Genomic DNA, 22,035 nt, shown 5'->3' on the forward strand with positions numbered 1-22,035 from the left:
CAGGTTTCCCAAACTCAACTAAGCTATCAATAGTTCAGCCCCGACCCTACTGCTACCCAACATAACTCTCATGCAAGGACAAACACTCGCAGGACGCTACCACATCATAAAACACTTGGGAGGCGGTGGCTTCGGTCAGACTTACCTGGCTGAAGATCAAAAGCGATCGGGTAATCTTCGGTGTGTCGTCAAGCAACTCAAGCCACAGTTTACAGATCCGCAAACTCTAAGTATAGCTAGACGTTTATTTAAAACAGAAACAGACACCCTCCACCAACTAGGAACTCATCCTCAGATTCCCGAACTTTTGGATCATTTTGAGGAAAATCAAGAATTTTATTTAGTTCAAGAGTTGATTGAGGGGAGAGATTTAAGTAAAGAAATTACTCCTGGCCAGCAGCTTAGGGAGTCGGAAGTTATGGCTATTTTGCAGGAGATCATAGAAATATTGGTATTTGTTCAGCAGCACAAAGTCATTCACCGGGATATTAAACCTGCTAATTTAATGAGGCGCAATTCAGACGGCAAAATATTCTTAATTGATTTTGGGGCGGTCAAACAAATTAGCACTCAAATAGCTAACACCACAGGGCAAACTCCGCCGACTATTTGCATCGGCACAGGTGGCTATATGCCAGCGGAACAAAATAACGGACAGCCTAACTTTAGCAGCGATATTTATGCTGTGGGAGTGACTGCCATTGAATGGCTGACTGGCATACTTCCTCACGAGTTGCCAAAAGATGCTAACGGTGAAATTATTTGGCGCGATCGCGTCCCAGTTAGCGCCGGTTTTGCTAATATTTTAAACAAAATGGTGCGCTATCATTTTCGCGATCGCTACCAGTCTGCCGCAGAGGTATTGCAAGCTTTCAACAATTTGAGGAGAGTTCGACCATCTTCTACTTTAGTATCATCTCCTAACTTATTGACATTAATGAGTAACTGGACGCGAGATAATAAAATTGGTTTGCTTGGGGTTGGTTTGGCTGCTATATTTGGTGTAGCAGCATTGTTTACACCAGAAATTAGAAAATTTATGGGATTGGAGGCTGCGGACAATCTGGCAAGTTATGATAATACAGCCCAAGGAATCAAGATTAAATATCCCGATAATTGGACTAAACAAGAAGAGTCTAACGCCGTTACCCAAGAGGTAGTTAAATTTATTTCACCGAAAGAAAGCGATGCTGATAAATTTCAAGAACGGCTGATTGTGACAGTCGAATCTACGACGAATAATAAAACCCTCGATGAATATACGAAGTTATCTAAACAAGAAATCCTAAATTTAGATAAAAATGCTAAGATAGCTGAAGAGGGTGAATCGACTTTAGCAGGCAAAAGCGGGTATAGAGTAGTTTATACAACAAAAGAAGGGAATCAAGAGTTAAAAAAGTTGAATGTTTGGACGATGAAAAATGATAAGGCTTATTTGATTACCTATGAGGCGGAAGCGGGGAAGTACGAGCAGTTTTTGCCTGTTGTTGAGAAAATGATTAAGTCGCTGGAAGTTCAAAGCACGAGATAAACTTATTGAGGCAGTTGTCAGATTATGGTGACAGTATCAATCAAAGATGAATATGTTGAAGTGTTGAGTGCTTTGGGTGACTTGCAAGCGGCTATGGATTTGGCAATCCAACGCTATACCATCGAGCAGATTACCGCAAAAGTTGCTGAACTTCGACAAAGAAATGCTCAGTATCAAGCTAAATATGGGATGGATTATCTCACTTTTAACCAGCGAGTTTCTGAAGATGAAGTTTTTATCGAAAATCTGGAGTTAAAGATTAATAATTTGTGGGAGATTGATTTTGCAGATTGGGAATTTTGCTATAAGGGGGTAGGAGATTGGGCGCGCAAGTTACAGAATATTTTAGTTAAAACTAATAACTTATTAGATGCCTAATTTATACATTATTGGCGGTGCTAACGGTTCGGGAAAAACCACCGCCGCTAGGGAAATTTTACCCTACTTCCTAGAAGTTTTTGAATATGTCAACGCAGATGAAATAGCGGCGGGTCTTTCTCCTTTTAACCCTGAATCTGTAGCTATTCAATCGGGACGATTAATGTTAGAAAGGCTATCAACTTTAGTCAAGGCTGAAGCTGATTTTGCTTTTGAAACTACTTTAGCTGCTCGAAATTTTGCCCGATTTTTGCGAGAGTGTAAAACCAAAGGTTATCAAATCAACTTAATTTATTTTTGGTTGCAAAGTCCTGAATTAGCCATTGCGCGGGTACGCCGACGGGTAGAAAGTGGGGGCCACAATATCCCAGAAGATACTATCCGCCGTCGCTACGAACGGGGACGGAAAAACTTAATAGATTTGTATTTACCTTTATGCGATACTTGGATGGTGTATGATAATACTAAAAGTCAACCTCAATTAGTGGCAGCATCCGGTAACAATCAAGAGGAAAATATTTATGAGCCTCCAATCTGGAACCAAATCACCCTTGGATCGTAAACCGCAAATTACCCTAACAGAACTCCATCAAAAAATTGATGCCGGAGTTAAAATTGCTATTGCTAAAGCCATAGAAAAACACCGCAAATTAGGGGAATCAATTAGCATTTGGCAAGATGGCAAAGTAATTACTTTAACTGCCGATCAAATTCCTCCCCTGAAATTAGATAATGATAGTTAATCCTTATTTTGCCATCAAATCAGCAACAGATATTGTAGTCAAAAGATTTGGGCAATTATTTAGGATTTGGCTACTTTTTCTTGCACTCGCCGATATTTACCATCTAAACGTTCGTGTCGCTGACGTTTTAATTTGAAGTATGACAAATGATCATTTTACTGAAGTTTCCTAAGATTATTAAGGGCTTTTTGAGAGTTATCTTTATCTCCTTGCTGCTGAAATAAGTTTGCTGCTTTCTGATAGTCTTGAATTGCACCCTGCTTGTCTCCTAATTCAGAACGGGCAAGTCCCCGGTTGTTGTAAGCCTTGGCATAGTTAGGATTAATTCGCAAAGCTTGGCTGAAATCGGCGAGCGCACCCTGCTTGTCTCCTAATTTAAAGCGGGCATTTCCCCGGTTTAAGTAGGCCTTGGCATAGTTAGGATCAATTCGCAAAGCTTCGTTGTAATCGGCTACAGCACCCTGCTTGTCTCCTAAATTAGAGCGGGCCATACCCCGGTTGTTGTAGGAATCGACAGAGTTAGGATTAATTCGTAAAGCTTGGTTAAAATCGGCTACAGCACCCTGCTTGTCTCCTAAATCATAGCGGGCAACTCCCCGGTTGTAGTAGGCCTCGGCATAGCTAGGATTAATTTTTAAAGCTTGGTTGAAATCAGCTATTGCACTCTGCTCGTCTCCTAACTTATAGCGGACTGTTCCGCGACTGAAGTAGGCATCGGCATAATTAGGATTAAGCACAATTGCTTGAGTGTAAGCCACTACAGAACCCTGATAATCTCCTTTTTCATACTTATCCCAAGCCTGAATAAAGAAATCATCAGCTTTCGGCCCAGTCGCCACTGGCGCACTCGGAACCTTCACCCCTACATCGACTTGAGCTGATGCCAACAATCTCAAACTTGTATTAATCGGAATCCCCAGATTCCGATTAGTTTTAAGTACGGCAATCCTTGGGTTAATATCAGATGGAACAGCCGTAGTTTCTCCTCTACCGTGAATTCCCACCACCTCTCCACTCTCATTCAACACCGGCCCCCCGCTCATTCCCGGCAGCGTATTGTTACTATAAACCAACGCATAACCATCTTCTAAAGGTCGAGAAGCATTAGCAGTAACCTCCCCTTTCTCAAATTGATAAATCGAGCGATTAATTGCTGGTGAAGTCTTCGGGAAACCAGCCACATAAACCTGTTTCCCTCTGATTGACAAATCTGAGTTGCCAATCTTAGCCACGCTATAATTTTGACTGCTGGTAAACTGTACAACAGCCAAGTCAACATTTGGCAGTTTTTTGATACTGCTGTAAGTGAGCAAATACCGCTTGTCGTCAGGGGTGACAATCTCATATTTAGCTTGAGCATCTTTGAAAACGTGACGGGCTGTCAGCACCGTATAAACGTTGCCTTCCCGCTTAACAATTACACCGGAACCAGGCTCTTTGCTGTCAATTAACACCGTGATTGATTCAGCAATCTTGTCCACTTCTTCGCGAGATATGGCGAAAACTGCTAGTGGCTGTGCGATGATAATTGTTGCAACTGTACCAATCAATGCGATCGGAAGTTTGTTAGAGAAGTTCATTGATATTAGCTGAGCCTATTAAAATATGCTAAATATCCTAATTATTTTTAGGGCATTTTGGTACTGATCTATATTTCCTTGCTCCAAAAATAAGTCGGCGGCTTTCTGTAAGTCTTGAATTGCACCCTGTTGATCTCCCAGTTTATAGCGTGAGAACCCACGACTGTAATATGCTTGGGCAAAGTTAGGATTAATTCGCAAGGCTTGACTGAAATCCGCAAGCCCACCCTTGTGATCTCCCGAATCCTTGCGGGCAACGCCTCGGTTAAAGTAAAACTCAAAACGGTTGGGATCTATACTCAGGGCTTGAGTATAATCTTTGATTGCTCCCTCCCTGTCTTTCAAGAAAGAGCGGGCAATTCCTCGGTTGTTGTAGGAATCAGCATCATTAGGATTAATTTGCACAATTTGATTCAAATCATCTATTGCACCCTGCTTATCTCCCAAGCTCATCCGTATCATTGCCCTGCCAGCATAAACACTAGCTATATTAGGATTGATTCGCAAAGCTTGGTTATAATCATCAAGAGCAGCCTGATTATTTCCCAAAATATTTAGGGTACTTCCTCGGCCTATGTAGGCATCTGCATAATTAGGATTAAGCTGAATTGCTTGACTATAAGCGGCTACAGCACCCTGATAATCTCCTTTATTTAACTTTTCCTCACCCTGAATAAAGAAATCATCAGCTTTCGGCCCAGTCACCATAGGCGCACTCGGAACCTTCACCCCTACATCCACTTGAGATGAAGCCAACAATCTCAAACTTGTATTAATCGGAATCCCCAGATTAAAACCAGTCTTCGCAATTTGAATATTCTGATTAATACTGCTAGATTCTGCCGCCCTCGTATCCGCCCTCCCGTGAATTCCCACCACCTCGCCATTCTCATTCAACACCGGCCCCCCGCTCATTCCCGGCAACGTATTATTACTATAAACCAACGCATAACCATCATCATTTATTGGTTTAGAAGCATTAGCAGTAATCCGCCCATCAGTGAAATTGTAAATCGAAGTATTAATCGCCCCTGAAGTCTTCGGAAACCCTGCCACATAAGCCGCTTTCCCTTCTGTCGCCAAATCCGAGTTGCCAATCTTAGCAACGCTGTAAGTTTGACTGCTGGTAAACTCGACAACTGCTAAGTCCATATTTGGCAGTTTTTTCACACTGCTGTAATTGAGTAAATACCGCTTATCATCAGGGGTGACAATCTCATATTTAGCTTGAGCATCTTTGAAAACGTGACGGGCTGTGATTACCGTGTAAGTGTTGCCATTCCGTTTGATAATGATTCCCGAACCAGGATTTTTACTGTCAATCAGGACAGTGATTGATTTAGCTATTTTGCCAACTTCATCAGCAGATATTGCGAAAACTGCGGTTGGTTGTGCGATGACAATTGTTGCAACAGTACCAATCAATGCGATGGGAATTTTATTAAAGAAGTTCATTGATTTTGGGTTTAAGAATAGAGAGAGAAAGCGCACTACACAGATTTGGACACGGATACACGGATGATTTGATTTGAAATTTTAGGTAGCAGATTTGAGATATTTAGTCATGGAGCCAGAAACCGGGTTTTTTACGAAAATACTGCAATAGAGCCTTTAACACGGGTAAAAAACCCGGTTTCTTTAGTATTTATGCGTCAGTCCTCGTATTGGACAACCAAAAGCCCGATCGCAAATCCGTCTATCCGTGTCCCTCCGTGTCGGGCTGCTGATTTCACTCGCCTATGGTGAAATAGGAGAAACATTTTCCTCAACAGGTGTCTCCTCCAGATATCTCTCCACATCAACAGAACCAGGCCCAGTTTCAGATAGTATATATCCAGCCCCTAAGCCGCGACGATCCATTAATCTCTGCAACGTAGCGTCAGCATCACTCCCCCGCTTGAGAGTGAATAGCAAAGTCCTATCCGTACAAGCATCGTCTTTGTTAACAGCAGCGCACACCACGGGTTCTCCGTTCAGAGTCCCAGTGTTAATATATTTGAGAGTACCGTTGTCGTAGTTGCGCTGAAATCTTCGGCCTACCTCTTGGCAGCGTCTTTGGGCCGTCCACGGTGGCGGAAAATAGTTGTTAGAAGTCCAGCGGACGAGTGGCACATTCCCCCGCGAGTTACGAGCGAAGGTGACAGGCAGCCTGTTGAGAGTAGCGCAGAAAAAGCTATTATTTCTCGCTTGGCTGGGTTGACAAAACAGCGCTGCTGTGCTGGCTGAAATAACTAACCCTGTCAGGAGTCCCGTCAAGATTTTGAAGTTCATAAATAGAAATTTTTGATATATTATCTCACAGCTCAGCTAAAGTTGCAACTTATAACTTACCCGGATTCTCAAGCCGAGCACCTATCATTCTGTCATAATTTATTTAAAGCGAGAAAGATTATATGTGGGTAGAGGTAACAGCACTAAATCAAGTTCCCGAATGGGGTGTCTTGAAGGTAAAAGTTGAGGAAACTTCAGTGATTTTGAATCGTCAAGGCATGAATGTCACTTGTTACCGCAATGCTTGCACTCATTTAGAATATCCGATCGACATGGGTAAGGTAAGCAGCGGTATCATTACCTGTCCGTTTCATAAGTATCAGTACAAGTTAGATAGCGGTAAATGTTTGAATGCACCAAGCGATGCCCTGGAATCTTATCCGGTAAAGATTGAGGGTGATCGCGTTTTTGTCGAGATAGATTAGTTATTCGTTAGTCGTTAAGTCCGACAGGGGTTTAAACCCCTGTCTCATAGCTAAAGTCGTCTCAAGACGACTGTAGATTAATATTTGATATTCAATCCGGCTTAAATACCCCCTCACTCTCTTAGTCTGCGGAGGCAGACTTTGTTTGTGTAGTAGCGGTTTCAACCGCCGAACCATCGAGGGAGTAGCCAACCCGGATTTACTTTCAACCTACCATTTTCGCGCGCCGCTGACGGAGGAAAATGACCAAAAGCCCGATCGCACCTACCGCCAACAGCAACCATTCTTCCGGTTCAGGAACCCCCGAAACATTCAGAGGATTATTCGGCTTACTCAACTCCTCCTTACCGGATTCTACCTCTCTGTCAAATCGATCGCTCTTAGCTTCCGCTGCTTTTAATTGCTCCCTTTGCGCGTCATTAACTAACACAATCATCGAAGAATAAGGCGTCACCACTTTGAAATTTTTAGCTACCGCGTGCATTGCATCCAGTTGCGTCAATTGATTTGAACTTTTCTGCTTGCTAAGTGCAGTTATCAACTGCCGCGCAGCTATCGGTTTAAAGCCTTCATTTCCGGCATTTTTCGGCTCTGCAACTGTCGCCGATTTGGCGGTTTTTTTCGACTGCGGGGTTTTGGCATAACTCCAAGCATAGCCGTCAACAACGCTAACTGTAGATTCGCCCGAAGCTGCTGTGGTTGCTACTCGCTGCATCGCCTCTTTCATATCTGTAGAAACTCCGCCACCGCTATCTTGAATGACCTTTAAAGTTGCGTCGTCGTAGCCGGGGGGCAAACCTCCCAAATGCACTGTCCATAGGGGTGAAGAGATGGAAAGTTTAAGTTTGCGATCGTCCGATAATTCGTAACTATGGCGATCGCTCACCAAAAATACTGTATCGTAACTTTTATCGCCCCGCAACTGTGCAAACTGTTGCAGCATATCTTTGAGCTGGATTGTACCGTAAAATGTCACTTTTGCCGCATCGAAATTGCGTACATCTTCCACAAACTTAGGTGGCATTCCCGCAGCGCTGGCGATATACAAATCAACACCATTTTTGCCTGCTGCATTAGCTTTCAACCATTCAAAAGTCTCTTTTACTTCCTTACTTTCCGCCGCCATGCTGCGGGAAGTATCGAGAATAACTGCAAATTTTTTGCCTTGCGGTAGCGAGTAATTTGCATCAGCCAGCGGCTTAGCAGAAATGATATTTCCTCCCGCTAGAATCGCCTGCTGCGCTGTTAGCGGTTGCTGTGCGGCTGCGGGCAAAAAGGGTGGCAGCCAAGTTTCTCTTGCTTCTTTACCGCTGTATTTTACCTCTTTTTCGGCGATCGTGCGGCGAGTATTTTGGTTCCAAAAAATGTTGCGTTTTTCAGCCAAAACAGGCATCGCCCAACCCTGCGGCTGGCGCATGACTTTGTAAGTAAGCCACAGGTGCATTTCCGTTGGCCCGTCAGTTTGGGTAAATTCTCGTTTTGCCGGGATTGGAAAAGCCCGCAAGCGGTATTGCTTGGGACCAATTTGTTCTAGCAAAGCCGGATCTACTCTTTCTCTCACCTGTTGATTGTAGACTTGTTGGGCTGCACCGCGAGGCGATACGGTAAATACAAAACGTTTGTTTAAATCCCCAGTATCTCCCAGCCAAACTCCTGTAACTGCGGCGCTTTCCGGCAGCGAAAAGTAGTAGAATACTTCTTGCAAGTTCGGCGTTTGATTTTTGTAAACTTCGTAGAGTTGAACGTCAGCCCAGTCGCCGTTTTCTTTGACTGTAACTTCTTGCGACTGCAACCATACTTTTTCTTGATTGACATTGAGCAAACCAGCTTTAGCTTCTTCCCGGTTTGATGTGGACTGTACTGCGTGTTTTACTGCTTCTGTGTCGCCTTTTTGCAGTTCCGTATCGAAGAATTCGCCGTAGAGTTTTTCGGCTTTTTCCACATCAGCACTAGAGCCTTGATACAAAAACGGCGACATTAAAAAATTATAGCTGTTCTGCAAAGTTTGAGCCGCTTCGTCAGGGAAAATCCAAATATTTTTGTATATCTCATAAATGTGGTTGTTTTCTCCTACAGTGCTCAGGTAGCGGTAAGGGGACAAATAAGCGTTAACTAAGCCCGATCGAATCATATCAGACTTGGCTAGTAAAGTTTGGCGAACCGTGTCATTTGCGGGTGGAGTCGCCAGCATTTTCATTACTGCAACTTGTGGCTGCTGCTGCAAAGCCGAGAAAATAGCCAGCCAAGCTGCTATGACTCCCAAACTTCCCATTAGCGCTTTATTTTTCCCGTATTGTGCAGCAAAACTCTGCCATATTTTCCGTCCGGAATGAATGTATAGGAAGCCGTACAGCGAAGGCATGACAACGAATAAGCTACAGGTTAAACCAAACAATATAAATGATAGCGGTATCCAAATTAAAGCCGAGGCCCACGCCCCGTATTTAAACATCTCCAGAAATGGTGAAACCCATGTAAACTTGAAAAATTGAATGACGACAAATAAAAATCCATAAAGTGTATACAATGCCACAGGTAGAGCGTAATAAAGCAGTAATGTTGCCGCCCAAATGCCAACTACTACCATTAAACTGTGACATCCTAGTTGCAGCCACGCACTTCGTTTTTCTCCGATTAACATGAAAAAACGAGGCTGTTGATTATGGGAATTCGGGGAATCGAAAATATTTTGCACATTTTCTCTTTGACCCAGATATCCGTACAGCATTTCCACTGAAAATGCTGCAATGCACAAAGCAATAGTAGCGATGATTTGAGAACTAGCTGGGGTGAGTTCTCGTAGCAGGAACAAGCGCAGCAAACAAAGCAAAAATAGCGGTGCTTCTACGCCGTAAAACCAACGCATTAGCTGTAGGGGTTGCTTGCGAAAACGCCTAGCTCCTATTACAGTACATACAGTGGGTACTGCGATCGTAGCTGCCATCGTCAAAGAAAACTCTAGCGGGATAGTGCCATCGATTGTCGCCTGAATTAAGGGCACTCCTAGAAGAGGCAAAATTCCCAAGTAAACAATCGATAAAAATGTCAAATTCCAAACCCAAAAAATTGTTTGAAAAACTCCATCAAATACCTGTTTGATTTTCATTCATTTCTCCTTGTAAGCTTTGTTTAACGGTATCGTAGACGTTACCAGCAAACTCTTTTACATCATTATTTTCTGCTTGTAGGGATCTGTCAAATAAAATGGAAACTAGCACCCAAGTATGATTTTTATGGGTAATATCGCTGCCGATGCGCGACAAGAAGTTATCGGTAGTTTTCTGGGTCGATTGCAGCCAGTATGCAGCAGATAGTTGGTTGTCTTTGAGAGACAGCCATCGGGCTGTTACTGAAAGAGTTAATTGTTTTTTTTCTATGCGATTGACGGGAATTCCGCTCGCTACAAAACACAACTCGGGGGCGTGATAAGTTTGCCAGGATGTGCTCGCTACTGTGAGCATGGAACCGCGCAAGTTGCCGGCGATAAATCTGATTTTTTGTGTTTGCGTGTCTGGATAGTTGCCAAAGAATTTTTGTTCGCTAGGATTCAGGGGAATCGACTCTGATTTAATGTATTCAGGCAATCTTAAAGGTGCGATCGCCATTTTTGACGTTTCTACATGAGACAGTTGAGCCATGACTGCCAAAACTATGACTGCGGCAATTATTCCGGGTTTGGCTAAAGGGTGATTCTGTAGTATTTCTGAGTTTGATTTTGCAGAAATACCGCTGCTTTTTTTGGGCTGAAATTTCGGTACTCGTTGCAGCATTAACCAGGTCACAAAAGAAGCACATACTAAACCGACAATTCCCAGAGGAACGTGAATAATTTCTGCTATTTTTGGCTGGTTAAACACTTCTGACACCAGGACTAACACGGCAACCCGCGCAACGTTAGCACATACCAACATGAAGAGATTAGCAGCGCCGATTGCTAGCCATTTTAAACTCAATTTACGCCCTTCCAGCCAGGTGGCAGCCAGCAAAAATAGCGTTCCCACTAAGAGGGTTTTAATGCCGCTACAAGGCACGTCAACCTGAGCGATGCCGTTTTCCAAAACGATAATATCGTAAGAAGAAATAGCCGCAACGTGCAGCATAGAGAGCAACTGTTCTACTACCTGAGCAGTAAGCACTCGCGCTGGCAAACCTAAGCCGCTATTCAACTGACTATTAAATGGTAAAATACAAGCCAGGAATCCCGCTATTGGCAAGTTTTTTCGCCAAAAGTTCGGCTCCACCAATAAGCCGCACAGCCCGTAAGTTCCGAGGATAAATAGCAGGACAGTAATTTGTTTGATATCAATTATGTACTGAAGGGCGATCGAGCAAATACCCGCACCCAACATCAACAGCAGCGGATATCGCCTCAAAACGAAATTGGGTGAAAATCCCGGCGGGCGAGCCTCTTCGTGGGCTGCGCTAACGCAGTTCCCGCTCGATCGCACTACTAATGCTACAATCAGGAAGCCAATTACTATTTTATATAGTGTGGGTATCTCAACAAACGAGGATAACAGCCACTTAACAGCCGAGATATTGGCCCAAAACCAAGCAAGCGCCAGCAAAAAAGGAGCCAGCCCAACCAAATTAACCGCAGGATGAGGAGTAACAGAATCTGGAATTGCAGAATCAGTGATATTGGTGCGCTGCATGATACCGCTTGACATTCACGTTGGTGACATCTTAGCTCAGCCAAATTGGTAATGTCCAGACCGATTATTTAAGTTTTGTCAAGCTTCGATTTTCTCTACAGAGAAGCTAGCGTTATAATAATTAATTTTAGCGGAGGTAAAAATGAGCGAAAAAAGCCCAGGATACAAAATTGTTAGCGATAACCGACAAGCGCGCCATCTCTATGAAATTATAGAGACATACCAAGTGGGAATCGAATTAAAGGGAACCGAAGTCAAATCAATTCGGGAAGGAAAAGCCAATTTGCGGGACGGATATGGTTTAGTTCGGAACGGGGAACTGTGGCTAATTAACGTTCACATTTCGCCTTGGAGAAGTGCTAGTAACTATTTTAATCACGAACCCCGCCGCACCCGTAAATTGCTGATGCACAAGCAGGAAATTCGCAAATTAATCGGCAAAGTGGAAGAAAAAGGCTTGACTTTAGTGCCGTTAAAAATGTATTTGAAAGGCGGCTGGGTAAAACTTGATATCGGTTTGGGTAAAGGGAAAAAACTGTACGACAAGCGCGAAGATTTAAAGAAACGCGAAGACAAGCGGGACATGGAAAGAGCGATGAAGCAATTTTAGTCATTAGTCATTAGTCATTAGTCATTAGTCATTAGTCATTAGACCTTTCCTAAAAAGAAACCAAAACCTTTGCTACTCGAAGGTTGAAATTTAGTCTCTGGAGATGTTTATTAGTCACCAGTCATTAGTGATTAATGATTGGTGATTGCTGATTATTGATTGATTATTTTAAATCGAGTTCGGTTAATTACCCATCATAAAATTGTTCGATATACCCCGTTGAGAATTTTGAGGACTTCTATCCTCACTACAAACTTAATTAGAGTTATTTCACCGCAGTCCATCTTACAGAAGATTCCAAGTTGAGGAACTACACCCCAGCTCGTTCCATCCCCGTAGGGAAATGGCCCAGGGTAAGTTCCTACACTTCATAAACCTGGAATACGCTGTATCTGCTCATACTGTCGCATACTGTCGATCGACTGACCGTCAGCTAAGTATTATTACTTAGGCAAGGCGAACACTTCCACCTTCTTCCTGCTTCCCGCTTCCTTTTTCCTGAAAATATCCGGATGGCTTGTGGAGTCTCAGGAATGATTAACCTATGCTCGAATACATCTAGGTAGTGGGAGCATTACCCAAGCATTCGGCTGTGGACTGACAAACTCTTATAAGAAATGGGCTCAAACCTGAGTCATTTCGTTTATATGCCATTAGGGTGGCAATTAAATCTGGAAAAAAAATATCGCTCAACTCTCAAGTTAAAAAATGCTAAAAATGACACCATTAGCTAACATTTTCAATGCTATGAAAGAGCCAGGAAAAAAGCATCCGAACTCCAAGTGGGGAGCCTTCTTGCTGATGCTAGCTGTAGGCTTTGGCGGCTGGCAAATTGGGTTGCCGGAACTGGCATCTTTTTTTAATAATATGGCTTTTGAAAACTACAAAGCTAATCGATTCGCTGATACTCAACAAGCATATGAGTTAGCGCTCTGGGTAGATCCAAAAAGCCGAACAGCTCTTTACAATTTAGGATGGCTTTGCGAAGAGGTGCAAGATTTACAATGCGCCCGAGGAAAATATCTGCAAGCTGCAAAACTCGGTCTACCTGCTGCTTACAGCAATCTGGCTCGGTTATATATAGTTGATCAAAAAAACTATCCGGCTGCCGTTCACTTCCTGTGGCAAGGTTTGAAATTAGCTGAGGACGATCAAGTAAAATATTCTTTACTCAAAAACTTGGGATGGGCTCGCCTGGAACAGGGTCGATATTCAGAGGCATTGCAGCATCTGGATGAAGCGATTAAACTTGATAGTGAAGGACCAGCAACTTACTGCTTAAAAGCGCAAGTCCTAGAAAAAATGAAAAATACTAAGGCAGCGCTACCGCAGTGGAAAATTTGTCTAAAGTATGCGGATTCTCAAGAATTCGATGAGGATATATGGATAGGGATGGCACGTCAACGATTAAACGAGGAAAAAACAAATAAATGAAACGCACAGTTTTGTTTTCATCAACCATACTGGCAATTATAACGGTGCTGAAGCTAAGTCAAGCCTCAACAGCACTGCCAACTCCTTCGACTCTTAAAATTACAGTTAATGAATCAGTCGAAACGCCGTTCGACTCCAATCAAGCGAGGAGGCGGCGGTGCAGAGATAGAGATGGTGGAAAATATCCGTGTCCCAGATTCATCATGCCTTCGGATAGCGAAGCATAAGAGTTATTTTCAATGAATTTTGTAGAGTGTACCATCACCACTTTACAGCAACAGGTATGTAGTATGTAGTAGTATGCAGGGTGCCCCGTCCGCACCTTATAGCATTTGAGATTTGAGATTAATAATTGAAGAATTGGAAATAACTTATGGCGATAATGGTTTGCAGCTTGCATAAAGCTGCATTCTTTTTTTGCACTGGTATAACTCTTAATCATTGCTGTATCGGCTATTGCTGGAATCCACACCGGGCGCAGGGCTGTTTCATTCGACCTAGGGGCAAACCCTCGTGAAGATGCCCGATATTTGAAACATCGATTTCATCATCCGTGGAGGGGGTAGGCACGGGGAGTAGGGGTAGCACTACCCCTACAAAACGATGATTTCCCTGAGAATGAAACCGCCCTGCCACCGGGCGGGGAGAAAATCCCCGCCAGCAATTCTATCTACTCGCCCTCGGTCAAAGCTGAATCTTCCTGATGGTGTGAGTTGCTGTAAAAACTAGCAATAATCGCCACCATCAACCACCACAGCATATTAACTTCTGGTCGGTACCAAACGGTATCGACAAAACCGTGGGCCATCATGCCGGCTAAAGTTGCGATCGCCCCTATCAACCAAAACCCCTGATTCGATTTTATATTTTGGATTTTAGATTGGGGATTTTGGGATGCTTCCTCTAAACTAGAGAGTTTAAATTGTGCATCCCGCAGATTCTTTATCTGCAACAAACCTTGATTGACGGTGACAGTCATCAGCCACAGGAAACACATTAAACCGATAAAACCTGTTTCCACCGCAATTTCCAGCAGCACAGAATAAGCGCTCAAAGCAGTGAATTTCGGCCTCATATAAAGCGGATAAACTTTATTAAAAGCAGTGTTTCCCGGCCCAATTCCGAGAATGGGTCGATCGCGAATCATGTCAATCACCGCCGTCCAAACATTAATCCGAAAATTGTTACTGCTGTCACCTCGACCGATAAACATACTCGAAACTCGATCGCGCAGAGGCTCAACTAAAGCCACTCCCAAAATTAAGGCCCCAGCCAAACCTCCTAACCCTAACGGAAGCGCCCAAGTTCGCCAGAACCGAGGCATCAAAGGGCTGTACCAGTACCACAGCAGCACTAAAAACACCACCAGTAGAGCCACAAAACCAATCCAAGCACCCCGGCTGTCCGTGTAGCGCAAACACGCGCAATTCACTATCAGCATCGTCAGCGCTAAAATTTTTGTTCCCCATCCTTTCCACACAAAAAGTGCGGCGGCGCTCAATGCAATGGCTGGCAGTAAATAGGAACCAAGCAAGTTAGGATTTCCCAGAAAGCTGTAAACTCGCGTGACATTGGCTTGAGTAGAAGTCGGATCGTTCCAAGTAGCTAGTGGCGGCACTTTATCAATCCACTGCCGCACGCCGTAGAAACTGACAACTAGAGCGACGTTCAAAAATACGGCAATTAACCACGATCGCCAACGGGGATCTCGCAATATCCGAGCCATCAGCGCAAAAAACAGCAAGTACAGCGTTAGCTTGCTCCAACCAGTAGCAGCGGCGACTTTCACCGGCGACATGGCGGTTGCGACGGTGGCAATGCCCCAGTACAGCAGTACCAGCAAGTGAATCGGCCTCAAGGCGATCGGGCGATCGTCCGAAACAGTCAGCAGCACCCAAAATGCAGCGCTAGCCGCCATCAACACCCCCACCAAGGCATTGTTTACAAACGGCGCCAAACCGAAAGTCAAGGCCAGCAAAACAAAACCCAAGGGTTCTGCCCACTGCATCAGCCAGCTACTCTGCCGCCAACTGCGTAAAGAGCCGATCGCCAAATTGAATAAATAACTTCTACTTTGCCACTGAGAGAGTGGCAAATTTGCCAGAGTTAACTGTTGCCAAACTGAATTCATTTTTAGATTGATTATTGGGAATTGGGAATGGGGAATTGAGTCTAAAAGCATGGACAATTGGTAGTAACTCCAATCTTGCGCCATTCTTCCTGAAGACTTTTCTGGTCGGCTCCCCAAAGAATAAATTTCTTGTGGGTGGGGCACGCGAGCCCGCGCCTAATAGGCTTATTGAGAATGGTGCAACATCTCAGTATTAATTAACAAATGACTTGTTTCTTCTTCCTTCTTCTTTCCATCCGTTACATCCGTTAGAAATCCGTTGCCGAACTTTCTTCTTCCTTCTTTAGCCTTCCAACAATTCTGTAGCATTTGTGCAGGGCAGCCAGAGCACGTAGCGATATCCAGATTCCGGGGTTCCTTGAATCGAGAGTTGACCGCCTTGAATTTCCACCAATTGGCAGCAAAGCAGCAGCCCCAAGCGTTCCCGCGCCCCGTAACCAGCTAAAACAGGTGCGCTATCCTCTGCATTCTGTGCCACCAAAGCCGCCAACTCAGAAAACGCCAGCGTTAAGCGCTGCGAACCCTGTGTCGGGAATTGCGGTTCGAGTCCGAGGGAGTCGGTTTCGGAGTTCGATGGCGAACCGCTACCAGATCCGGCATTCAACAAGTAGTCGGTGTAGAGTTTAGCATGGGGCAAACTTTCCCCTAACCAAGGATGAAAAACCCAAACTCCGATGTTGATACCGTCTTCTTTCCGAGAAACGTGGACTCGAATCACGCTGCCTGCCCCAGCAGATTGAATAATGCTAAAAATTAAGTGGTGCAGCATTTGCTGAACCTTATCTTTATCTACCAACCAGATGCGCGACCCGGGCCCCATCGACAAATTAATTTCTTGCTCTCGTCTACTTGCCACCGAGGACAGGATTGTTACAACCTGCTGGCACAAAGTTTCTATATCGACTGCGGTTCGCTTCAAGGTGAAAGCAGAATCATCTAGTTCTGCCAGTTCCAAAATTTCTTCAACTAGCGATCGCAAAGAGCGGCTGCTGTCTTGGATTACGTCAATATATTCTTTTTGCTTGCTCGTTAAGGGGCCATAAATTTCTTGTTTCAACACGCTTGCCATGCCGAGGACAGAAGTGAGTGGTGTGAGCAATTCCTGCGCTAAATTATTTAGCAGTTTTACCTTAATTGAGTTAGTAGACAAATCGATAGGTTTGTTAGTCATCGCTAATTTTTATTGGTTCATTGTCGAGCGAGGGTTTGCGGTTCATTAGACCTCTTCCAAAAGTCTATAACAATTTGTTTATAATTCACCAAAAAAAACGTAGTGAATAAACATATATATTCCTTCTTCCCTAGAAGCTCTTGTTTATCTGAGTAATTAAGATTTAATCATTGCTTCTAAAGCTGATTGTAAGTCTTGAGTGAGTTCGGCAACTGCTAACCTGCGGCTGGTTTGATATCGATCCCAACGATCGCTCACTGATATGGGTTCGCCCACGGTCATTTGTACTTGCTGTTTGCCCAACTTGGGGCGACCGAAAGGATTTCCCCCTTTGATGCGAGCCAGTACGTCCCACAGCAGTAAAGTTGTTTCTGCCAAACGTTCTGCTGTCAGTTGTTCTTCGACGTACCTGCCCGTGACGGACACGAAACTTTCTACAAGTCTCATGTGCCACATCCGAAGACTTGCTTCTTCAGCGAGGCGATCGGCTAATCCTCTTTCTAAGGGAGAAAGTGCTGCAATATCTTTGATATCTTCTCGATAAATATACTCCCAGCCTGCTTGTTCCAGACGGCGGCAGCGATCTATTAAACTGCCTTTGGGCTTTAAGTTAAAATATTCTTCTGCTACTTGCAAACCCACGTCTAACAAAGCTTTCAGTCGAGCTATCATTACTTCATTGCCCGAATCATTTCCCATTTTTTCTGGTAGCGATAATGATGTCAAAATAGATGTTTCAGGCAGTAAAGTTTTATGATAAAAACGGCTGTAAAATTCTTCCATTACTGCTAGCAAATGGCTGCCCAGTCGAATCAGGCGCAAATATTGGAATTTGTGATTGTGGTTTTCGGGATCGGAATTTGCAGTATTTAAATTTTCGATTTCGGTGCGATCTAATGGTGGCAGTCCGCAATCAATTTCTAATTGAGTTAAAAGTTTTTCTAGGGGTTGCCAAGGTGGGTTGATATAGCGGTATTGAATGCCGATCGGCACAATTACAACTTTTTCAGTGCGTCCGGCTTTCAGCAAATCTTCAACGCACCAGAAGCCCATTTGAGCTATTCCCGGTTCGAGGGGGCTAACTATTTCATTGTGACCGTTGGTAGCGCCTTCTGGGGCGGCGGCGATCGGGAATTGGCTGTTGGCAAATAAATTGCGGGCCGATCGCAATCCGGCACGATCGATCTTGCCGCGAACAATCGGAGTGCCACCGAGTTGGGAATACAACCAGCCGACTCCTGCACCGGCCCACAGGGGAATGCCGCGATCATAGATAAAGTGGGAATGTACCGGGAATTGCAGGGGAATGCCTTTGGCGCGCGCTGCCTCTGGAACGAGTTTCCAAATTAGTTGTCCCAAACAGTAGGGATCGTCTGAGTTGGGATGGCGGAAGGCTAGCAAGAAGCGAACTTTCTGATTTTGAAATTGGTGGAATAGTTCGGCGAGGGTTTCGACGTTTTCGGCTTGAACGTGGCTGATACTCGTCCGAAATCGCAGCCACCACGGGAAAATTTGCTTACAACCTTGCACCACTAGCGGGTTGTAGGCTGGGGGTATGAATTCCAGCGGCGGCTGAACTTGGCTAATTGAATTGGGCATTTTGCGATTTTAAATTTTAAATTTAAGATTACTAGGCTGCGGTAAAATTTTCCAATTTTTATGATGCTGAAGTTTTTTTATTAACCGCAGAGGACACAGAGGACACGGAGGAAGAGAGGAGATAGCAAAGCGTGTCAATTTAACGTCAAAAGTATTACCCGTCTTGAATTGAATATCATGTCCAGTCGATCGACCCCAATATTTTGGTCGGGGCGGGTTTAGAGGATTTCTGGCTTATATTACAGATCGGGGGTGAACTCGCCTTGACCAGAATTACGATTATTTTACAGGACTAGATATGAAACCATCATCTTTTTTACCCCCCTGTCCTTGACAAGGGGGATGCGAGGGGGTCAATCGATTTTAGATTTTAGATTTTAGATTTTAGATTTTAGATTTTAGAATTGACCCCACGGATAAGTTCGGGGAGCAATTTTCATCGGATACAGGTTTTTTATTTCTCCAGGAATGAAGCCGGGGGCTTGTATCCTGGATGCTTTCGGTCGGAAACTCGACTAAAAACGAGATTTATCCTCAGTTTCAGCCTTCAACGCAGATTTTTGCAGTCTAAAATCTCAAATCTCAAATCCTATTGTGCGGCTTCAAAGATCATTTCTTGGAAGTTAATGACATCCGATCGCGGATCGCAGTGGGTGACTTTGACTTCTAGCCGATCGCCTATGGCGACCGATCGACCAAATCGCATTGCCAATTCTAAACCCAAATCTTCCAATAAAATCAATCCGAGATTGCTGTCTTCCCTCAGCCAGCGCAGCATTAAAGCTTCCCAAACTTCATCGGGGTTGCGCCGCAAATATTCCAATCCCCAATAGCGGTTTGTTTGGCGTTCTACGGTGGATGCTTCTTTAACTGCGGTGCCGAGACACATCACAATGTCCTGTATTTCTTCAGCAGTAAAAGGTAGGGGTTCGCCCCGCAGGTGGGCTTTGATTTGGAAGTGAGTCAGCAAATCGGTATAGCGGCGGATCGGGGAAGTAACTTGAGTGTATAATTCCAAACCCAAGCCGGCGTGGCGTCCGGGGGTGAGGCCCATTTCGCTGCGGGGCATACACCGACGCACAGCGCAAGCGCGGGCGGGGCCTGCGGGAACGGCTAGCAGTTCTTCATCGGGAGGAAGTTCGGGCTGCGGCTGATAGCGGTAGGGTATGGGCAGGCTGTGAGTTTGACCGTAGCGGGCGGCGAGTTCGCCTGCTAAAATCATCATTTCGGCTACTAGCATCCGGGCTGTGGAGTCGTCGATGACGTGGATTTTGATGTCGTCGCCGTTGACTTTGATGACGGATTCTGGCATGAAAATGCTGATTGCGCCTTGGGCTTCCCGCCATTTTTGGCGCAGTTTTGCTGCAGAGGCGATCGCTGCTATTTCCGGTTCTGCTTCGATTCCCAACTCCAGCATTTCATCTACGTCATCGTAGGTCAAGCGGTAGGTGGGTTTTATGGTGCTGATGTGGATGCTGTAATCTTGAGCCGCGCCGATTTCGTCTAAGGTGACGCTGAAGCTGAGCGCGCTGCACTCTTTGCCTTGAATTAAACTCATCGGCCCGGTTGCCAAAGCTGGGGGAAACATGGGGATCATTCCCGTGGGCAGGTAAACCGTAGTGGTGCGCTTTCTGGCTTCGAGGTCGAGTTCGTCTCCGGGGGAAAGCAAGCGGGTGGGATCGGCGATGTGTATCCAGATCCGCTGCTGGCCGTTTTCGAGGAATTCTAAGCTGAGGCCGTCGTCGATTTCGGTGGTGCTTTCGTCGTCGATCGTGTAAACCTTGAGGTGAGTTAAATCGACACGATTTGTGTCCGAGTCGGTTGGGGGATTTTCTAGGCAGCGTTGGGCCACTTCTAATACCTTTGCGGAGAATTGTAGGGGAATTTGGCTGCGCCGCAAAAACAGGTTTTCGTGGGTACTCCAGAGGCCGAGCTCGACTAGGAGGCCAAATGCTGCTTCGGGGTTTTCGGATCGTTGTAAGCTGGCTAAAGTTTCTAAGGCTGGGGTGCGGTGCGTTGCTTCTTCTCCGAGGAGGGCAAAGCGTTCTAGGGCGTCGAGGCGAGTTCGATCGCTATTTTCCCAATCTACATTTTCCCCTGCCAGCCGCTGTTTGACTCGATCCCAAAATCCTTGGGATTCTTGGTGTCGCTGCTGTTCTACTTCTTGCTGGTGTTTGATTTCGGCTACTTGGGCTGCCGATCGCGGTTCGTAGCGATCGCCCTTTTGTTTAAAATACAGTTTGTCTGTTGATAGCAAACAGTAAGCCGCGTAACACTGGGCCGCACTACTCTCAGAAAATAACAGCTTTGCCAGGGATTCGGGATCTGCTGTTTCTCCGTCACCGACTAAAAGTTCCCAAGCGACTTCCAAACTCGACGGATCTGAGTATGCTTCTACTTCTTTGAGAAATTTGGGAATATCGGAGGGTTTGTAAGTTTCTCCGACTACTTCGTAGCTGATTTGTTTGGGCGGTATGCTGTGCGGTTGACCGTTTTCGTCTACCACCACCCAGTTTTTCTTGCCGTCGGGGCGATCGGCAACTGCCAGACGGCGGTCGCCGTGCACTCTAAATTCTACTAACGTTCCCTTCTCCACTTGCCAGCTTTATATTTGAGATTTTGGATTTTTACAGTAGCCACTTATCGAGTTTCGAGCTTGCGATTTTAGATTTTGGATATTGGCAATTTTTCTGGTCAATTGTGAAAGTTAAAATCTAAAAAGTTGTTCTTTCTTCTTGCTTCTTTTTTAACTTTTGACTTGTGATTAAGACTTGCGCTGCGGCGACTCTTAACCCTATTTCGCGATTATTTCGCTGCATTCTTGCTGCACTCTTAATGACAGAAAGACGTTGTTTTCGCGCAAGCCTTATTCCCAGTCCAAAATCTAAAACCCAAAATCCCAAATCCTGTTAACCTTCTTGGTTTACGAAGGGCATCAAAGCTACAATTCTTGCTCTTTTGATGCTTCTGGTCAGGTCTCGCTGCTGTTTGGCAGTCAAACCGGTAATCCGGCGGGGCAAGATTTTACCGCGTTCTGTGACGTATTTTTTGAGCAAATCGACATCTTTGTAGTCGATCGGGTCTCCTGGTTTGATGGGCGAAACGCGCCGGCGAAAGTAAGTCATGGTTTGTTGTTTTTTGACTGTTGACTGTTGACTGTTGACTGTTGACTGTTGTCTGTTGACTGTTGACTGTTGTCTGTTGACTGTTGACTGTTGTCTGTTGACTGTTGACTGTTGTCTGTTAACTGTTGTCTGTTGACCAATAACAACTGACAACTGACAACTGACCATTGACAACTGACCACTGATCTACTTGATCTCTTTGTGGGCAGTGTGGCTGTTGCAATGGGGGCAGAACTTTTTGAGTTCCAGCCGCGCCGTCGTGTTGCGACGGTTCTTGGTGGTGGTGTACCGAGACACGCCTTTTGAGCGTTTGCTTACGTTAGTACGGCACTCAGTACACTCTAGAGTAATTATGATGCGGACGCCTTTAGCCATAATTCTA

General features: G+C 44.9%; 19 protein-coding genes. 8 read left to right on the plus strand and 11 right to left on the minus strand.

Going from position 1 to position 22,035, the window contains the following annotated elements; translation table 11 throughout:
• Positions 1-70 precede the first annotated feature (70 nt).
• From QT979_RS01420 to QT979_RS01435, 4 genes are read left to right on the plus strand one after another with little or no spacing between them, the layout of a single operon-like run.
• Positions 71-1,531, plus strand: coding sequence for a serine/threonine-protein kinase (locus QT979_RS01420; protein ID WP_333307752.1), 1,461 nt, complete (start codon positions 71-73; stop codon positions 1,529-1,531).
• Between the two features lie 24 nt (positions 1,532-1,555).
• Positions 1,556-1,909, plus strand: coding sequence for a hypothetical protein (locus tag QT979_RS01425; protein ID WP_333307754.1), 354 nt, complete (start codon positions 1,556-1,558; stop codon positions 1,907-1,909).
• Positions 1,902-2,471, plus strand: coding sequence for a zeta toxin family protein (locus QT979_RS01430; RefSeq protein ID WP_333307756.1), 570 nt, complete (start codon positions 1,902-1,904; stop codon positions 2,469-2,471). Before QT979_RS01425 ends, QT979_RS01430 begins: the two co-directional genes overlap by 8 nt.
• The gene (locus tag QT979_RS01435) at positions 2,461-2,652 is read left to right on the plus strand and encodes a hypothetical protein (RefSeq protein WP_333307758.1); all 192 of its coding nucleotides are present in this window, start codon (positions 2,461-2,463) and stop codon (positions 2,650-2,652) included. Before QT979_RS01430 ends, QT979_RS01435 begins: the two co-directional genes overlap by 11 nt.
• A gap of 155 nt (positions 2,653-2,807) precedes the next feature.
• Here the strand turns inward: QT979_RS01435 and QT979_RS01440 are convergent, their stop codons facing one another.
• From QT979_RS01440 to QT979_RS01450, 3 genes are all read right to left on the minus strand, one after another.
• Positions 2,808-4,232, minus strand: coding sequence for a tetratricopeptide repeat-containing serine protease family protein (locus QT979_RS01440; RefSeq protein ID WP_333307760.1), 1,425 nt, complete (start codon positions 4,230-4,232; stop codon positions 2,808-2,810).
• Positions 4,233-4,250: 18 nt separating this feature from the next.
• Positions 4,251-5,687 carry a tetratricopeptide repeat-containing serine protease family protein gene (locus QT979_RS01445; RefSeq protein ID WP_333307762.1) on the minus strand — a complete coding sequence of 479 codons (1,437 nt, stop codon included), beginning with the start codon at positions 5,685-5,687 and terminating at the stop codon, positions 4,251-4,253.
• A 282-nt stretch (positions 5,688-5,969) separates the two neighbouring features.
• The gene (locus QT979_RS01450) at positions 5,970-6,503 is read right to left on the minus strand and encodes a COP23 domain-containing protein (RefSeq protein WP_333307764.1); all 534 of its coding nucleotides are present in this window, start codon (positions 6,501-6,503) and stop codon (positions 5,970-5,972) included.
• A gap of 122 nt (positions 6,504-6,625) precedes the next feature.
• Here QT979_RS01450 and QT979_RS01455 point away from each other — a divergent pair, with 122 nt between their 5' ends.
• Entirely contained in the window at positions 6,626-6,928 is a 303-nt protein-coding gene (locus tag QT979_RS01455) for a Rieske (2Fe-2S) protein (RefSeq protein WP_333307766.1), read from the plus strand.
• A 205-nt stretch (positions 6,929-7,133) separates the two neighbouring features.
• Here QT979_RS01455 and QT979_RS01460 read toward each other — a convergent pair whose 3' ends face one another.
• Positions 7,134-10,034: a TIGR02921 family PEP-CTERM protein gene (locus QT979_RS01460; RefSeq protein ID WP_333211146.1), complete on the minus strand. Its 2,901-nt coding sequence runs from the start codon at positions 10,032-10,034 to the stop codon at positions 7,134-7,136.
• Positions 10,012-11,598 (minus strand): exosortase O, encoded by a 1,587-nt coding sequence (gene xrtO, locus QT979_RS01465; protein WP_333211144.1) that lies wholly within the window; start codon positions 11,596-11,598, stop codon positions 10,012-10,014. Before xrtO ends, QT979_RS01460 begins: the two co-directional genes overlap by 23 nt.
• A gap of 127 nt (positions 11,599-11,725) precedes the next feature.
• Here xrtO and smpB point away from each other — a divergent pair, with 127 nt between their 5' ends.
• The 3 genes from smpB (at position 11,726) to QT979_RS01480 (ending at position 13,854) form a co-directional block, all read left to right on the plus strand.
• On the plus strand, positions 11,726-12,193 hold the full coding sequence (gene smpB, locus QT979_RS01470; RefSeq protein WP_006631384.1) for an SsrA-binding protein SmpB: 468 nt from the start codon (positions 11,726-11,728) through the stop codon (positions 12,191-12,193).
• 708 nt (positions 12,194-12,901) lie between these two features.
• Positions 12,902-13,627 (plus strand): tetratricopeptide repeat protein, encoded by a 726-nt coding sequence (locus tag QT979_RS01475; RefSeq protein WP_333307769.1) that lies wholly within the window; start codon positions 12,902-12,904, stop codon positions 13,625-13,627.
• Entirely contained in the window at positions 13,624-13,854 is a 231-nt protein-coding gene (locus QT979_RS01480) for an Osc7112_2153 family protein (protein WP_333307771.1), read from the plus strand. The genes QT979_RS01475 and QT979_RS01480 overlap by 4 nt, the downstream gene beginning before the upstream one ends.
• A 443-nt stretch (positions 13,855-14,297) precedes the next feature.
• Here QT979_RS01480 and QT979_RS01485 read toward each other — a convergent pair whose 3' ends face one another.
• The 6 genes from QT979_RS01485 to rpmG all read right to left on the minus strand — a co-directional run bounded on the left by QT979_RS01485 (position 14,298) and on the right by rpmG (position 22,028).
• Positions 14,298-15,758 carry an IctB family putative bicarbonate transporter gene (locus QT979_RS01485; RefSeq protein WP_333307773.1) on the minus strand — a complete coding sequence of 487 codons (1,461 nt, stop codon included), beginning with the start codon at positions 15,756-15,758 and terminating at the stop codon, positions 14,298-14,300.
• A 283-nt stretch (positions 15,759-16,041) separates the two neighbouring features.
• On the minus strand, positions 16,042-16,929 hold the full coding sequence (locus tag QT979_RS01490) for a histidine kinase dimerization/phospho-acceptor domain-containing protein (RefSeq protein ID WP_333211136.1): 888 nt from the start codon (positions 16,927-16,929) through the stop codon (positions 16,042-16,044).
• Between the two features lie 156 nt (positions 16,930-17,085).
• Complete coding sequence (locus tag QT979_RS01495) at positions 17,086-18,528, minus strand: 1-acyl-sn-glycerol-3-phosphate acyltransferase (protein ID WP_333211134.1); 1,443 nt, start codon at positions 18,526-18,528, stop codon at positions 17,086-17,088.
• A 589-nt stretch (positions 18,529-19,117) separates the two neighbouring features.
• Positions 19,118-21,124, minus strand: a complete 2,007-nt coding sequence (locus QT979_RS01500) for a ribonuclease R family protein (RefSeq protein WP_333307775.1) — start codon at positions 21,122-21,124, stop codon at positions 19,118-19,120.
• Positions 21,125-21,437: 313 nt separating this feature from the next.
• Entirely contained in the window at positions 21,438-21,653 is a 216-nt protein-coding gene (gene rpsR, locus QT979_RS01505; RefSeq protein WP_006631377.1) for a 30S ribosomal protein S18, read from the minus strand.
• 186 nt (positions 21,654-21,839) lie between these two features.
• Complete coding sequence (gene rpmG, locus QT979_RS01510; protein WP_006631376.1) at positions 21,840-22,028, minus strand: 50S ribosomal protein L33; 189 nt, start codon at positions 22,026-22,028, stop codon at positions 21,840-21,842.
• Positions 22,029-22,035: the final 7 nt, after the last annotated feature.

Origin of the sequence: Microcoleus sp. w2-18bC1, from assembly GCF_036700365.1 — a bacterium.
Classification (GTDB): domain Bacteria; phylum Cyanobacteriota; class Cyanobacteriia; order Cyanobacteriales; family Microcoleaceae; genus Microcoleus.

Bases quoted from the DNA above. Each gene is read 5' to 3' on its own strand.
- QT979_RS01490 (WP_333211136.1), bottom strand. From the start codon at position 16,929: ATGACTAACAAACCTATCGATTTGTCTACTAACTCAATTAAGGTAAAA.
- QT979_RS01430 (WP_333307756.1), top strand. From the start codon at position 1,902: ATGCCTAATTTATACATTATTGGCGGTGCTAACGGTTCGGGAAAAACC.
- smpB (WP_006631384.1), top strand. From the start codon at position 11,726: ATGAGCGAAAAAAGCCCAGGATACAAAATTGTTAGCGATAACCGACAA.
- QT979_RS01475 (WP_333307769.1), top strand. From the start codon at position 12,902: ATGCTAAAAATGACACCATTAGCTAACATTTTCAATGCTATGAAAGAG.
- QT979_RS01480 (WP_333307771.1), top strand. From the start codon at position 13,624: ATGAAACGCACAGTTTTGTTTTCATCAACCATACTGGCAATTATAACG.
- QT979_RS01420 (WP_333307752.1), top strand. From the start codon at position 71: ATGCAAGGACAAACACTCGCAGGACGCTACCACATCATAAAACACTTG.
- QT979_RS01440 (WP_333307760.1), bottom strand. From the start codon at position 4,232: ATGAACTTCTCTAACAAACTTCCGATCGCATTGATTGGTACAGTTGCA.
- rpmG (WP_006631376.1), bottom strand. From the start codon at position 22,028: ATGGCTAAAGGCGTCCGCATCATAATTACTCTAGAGTGTACTGAGTGC.
- QT979_RS01425 (WP_333307754.1), top strand. From the start codon at position 1,556: ATGGTGACAGTATCAATCAAAGATGAATATGTTGAAGTGTTGAGTGCT.
- QT979_RS01445 (WP_333307762.1), bottom strand. From the start codon at position 5,687: ATGAACTTCTTTAATAAAATTCCCATCGCATTGATTGGTACTGTTGCA.
- xrtO (WP_333211144.1), bottom strand. From the start codon at position 11,598: ATGTCAAGCGGTATCATGCAGCGCACCAATATCACTGATTCTGCAATT.
- QT979_RS01495 (WP_333211134.1), bottom strand. From the start codon at position 18,528: ATGCCCAATTCAATTAGCCAAGTTCAGCCGCCGCTGGAATTCATACCC.
- QT979_RS01485 (WP_333307773.1), bottom strand. From the start codon at position 15,758: ATGAATTCAGTTTGGCAACAGTTAACTCTGGCAAATTTGCCACTCTCT.
- QT979_RS01455 (WP_333307766.1), top strand. From the start codon at position 6,626: ATGTGGGTAGAGGTAACAGCACTAAATCAAGTTCCCGAATGGGGTGTC.
- QT979_RS01460 (WP_333211146.1), bottom strand. From the start codon at position 10,034: ATGAAAATCAAACAGGTATTTGATGGAGTTTTTCAAACAATTTTTTGG.
- QT979_RS01450 (WP_333307764.1), bottom strand. From the start codon at position 6,503: ATGAACTTCAAAATCTTGACGGGACTCCTGACAGGGTTAGTTATTTCA.
- rpsR (WP_006631377.1), bottom strand. From the start codon at position 21,653: ATGACTTACTTTCGCCGGCGCGTTTCGCCCATCAAACCAGGAGACCCG.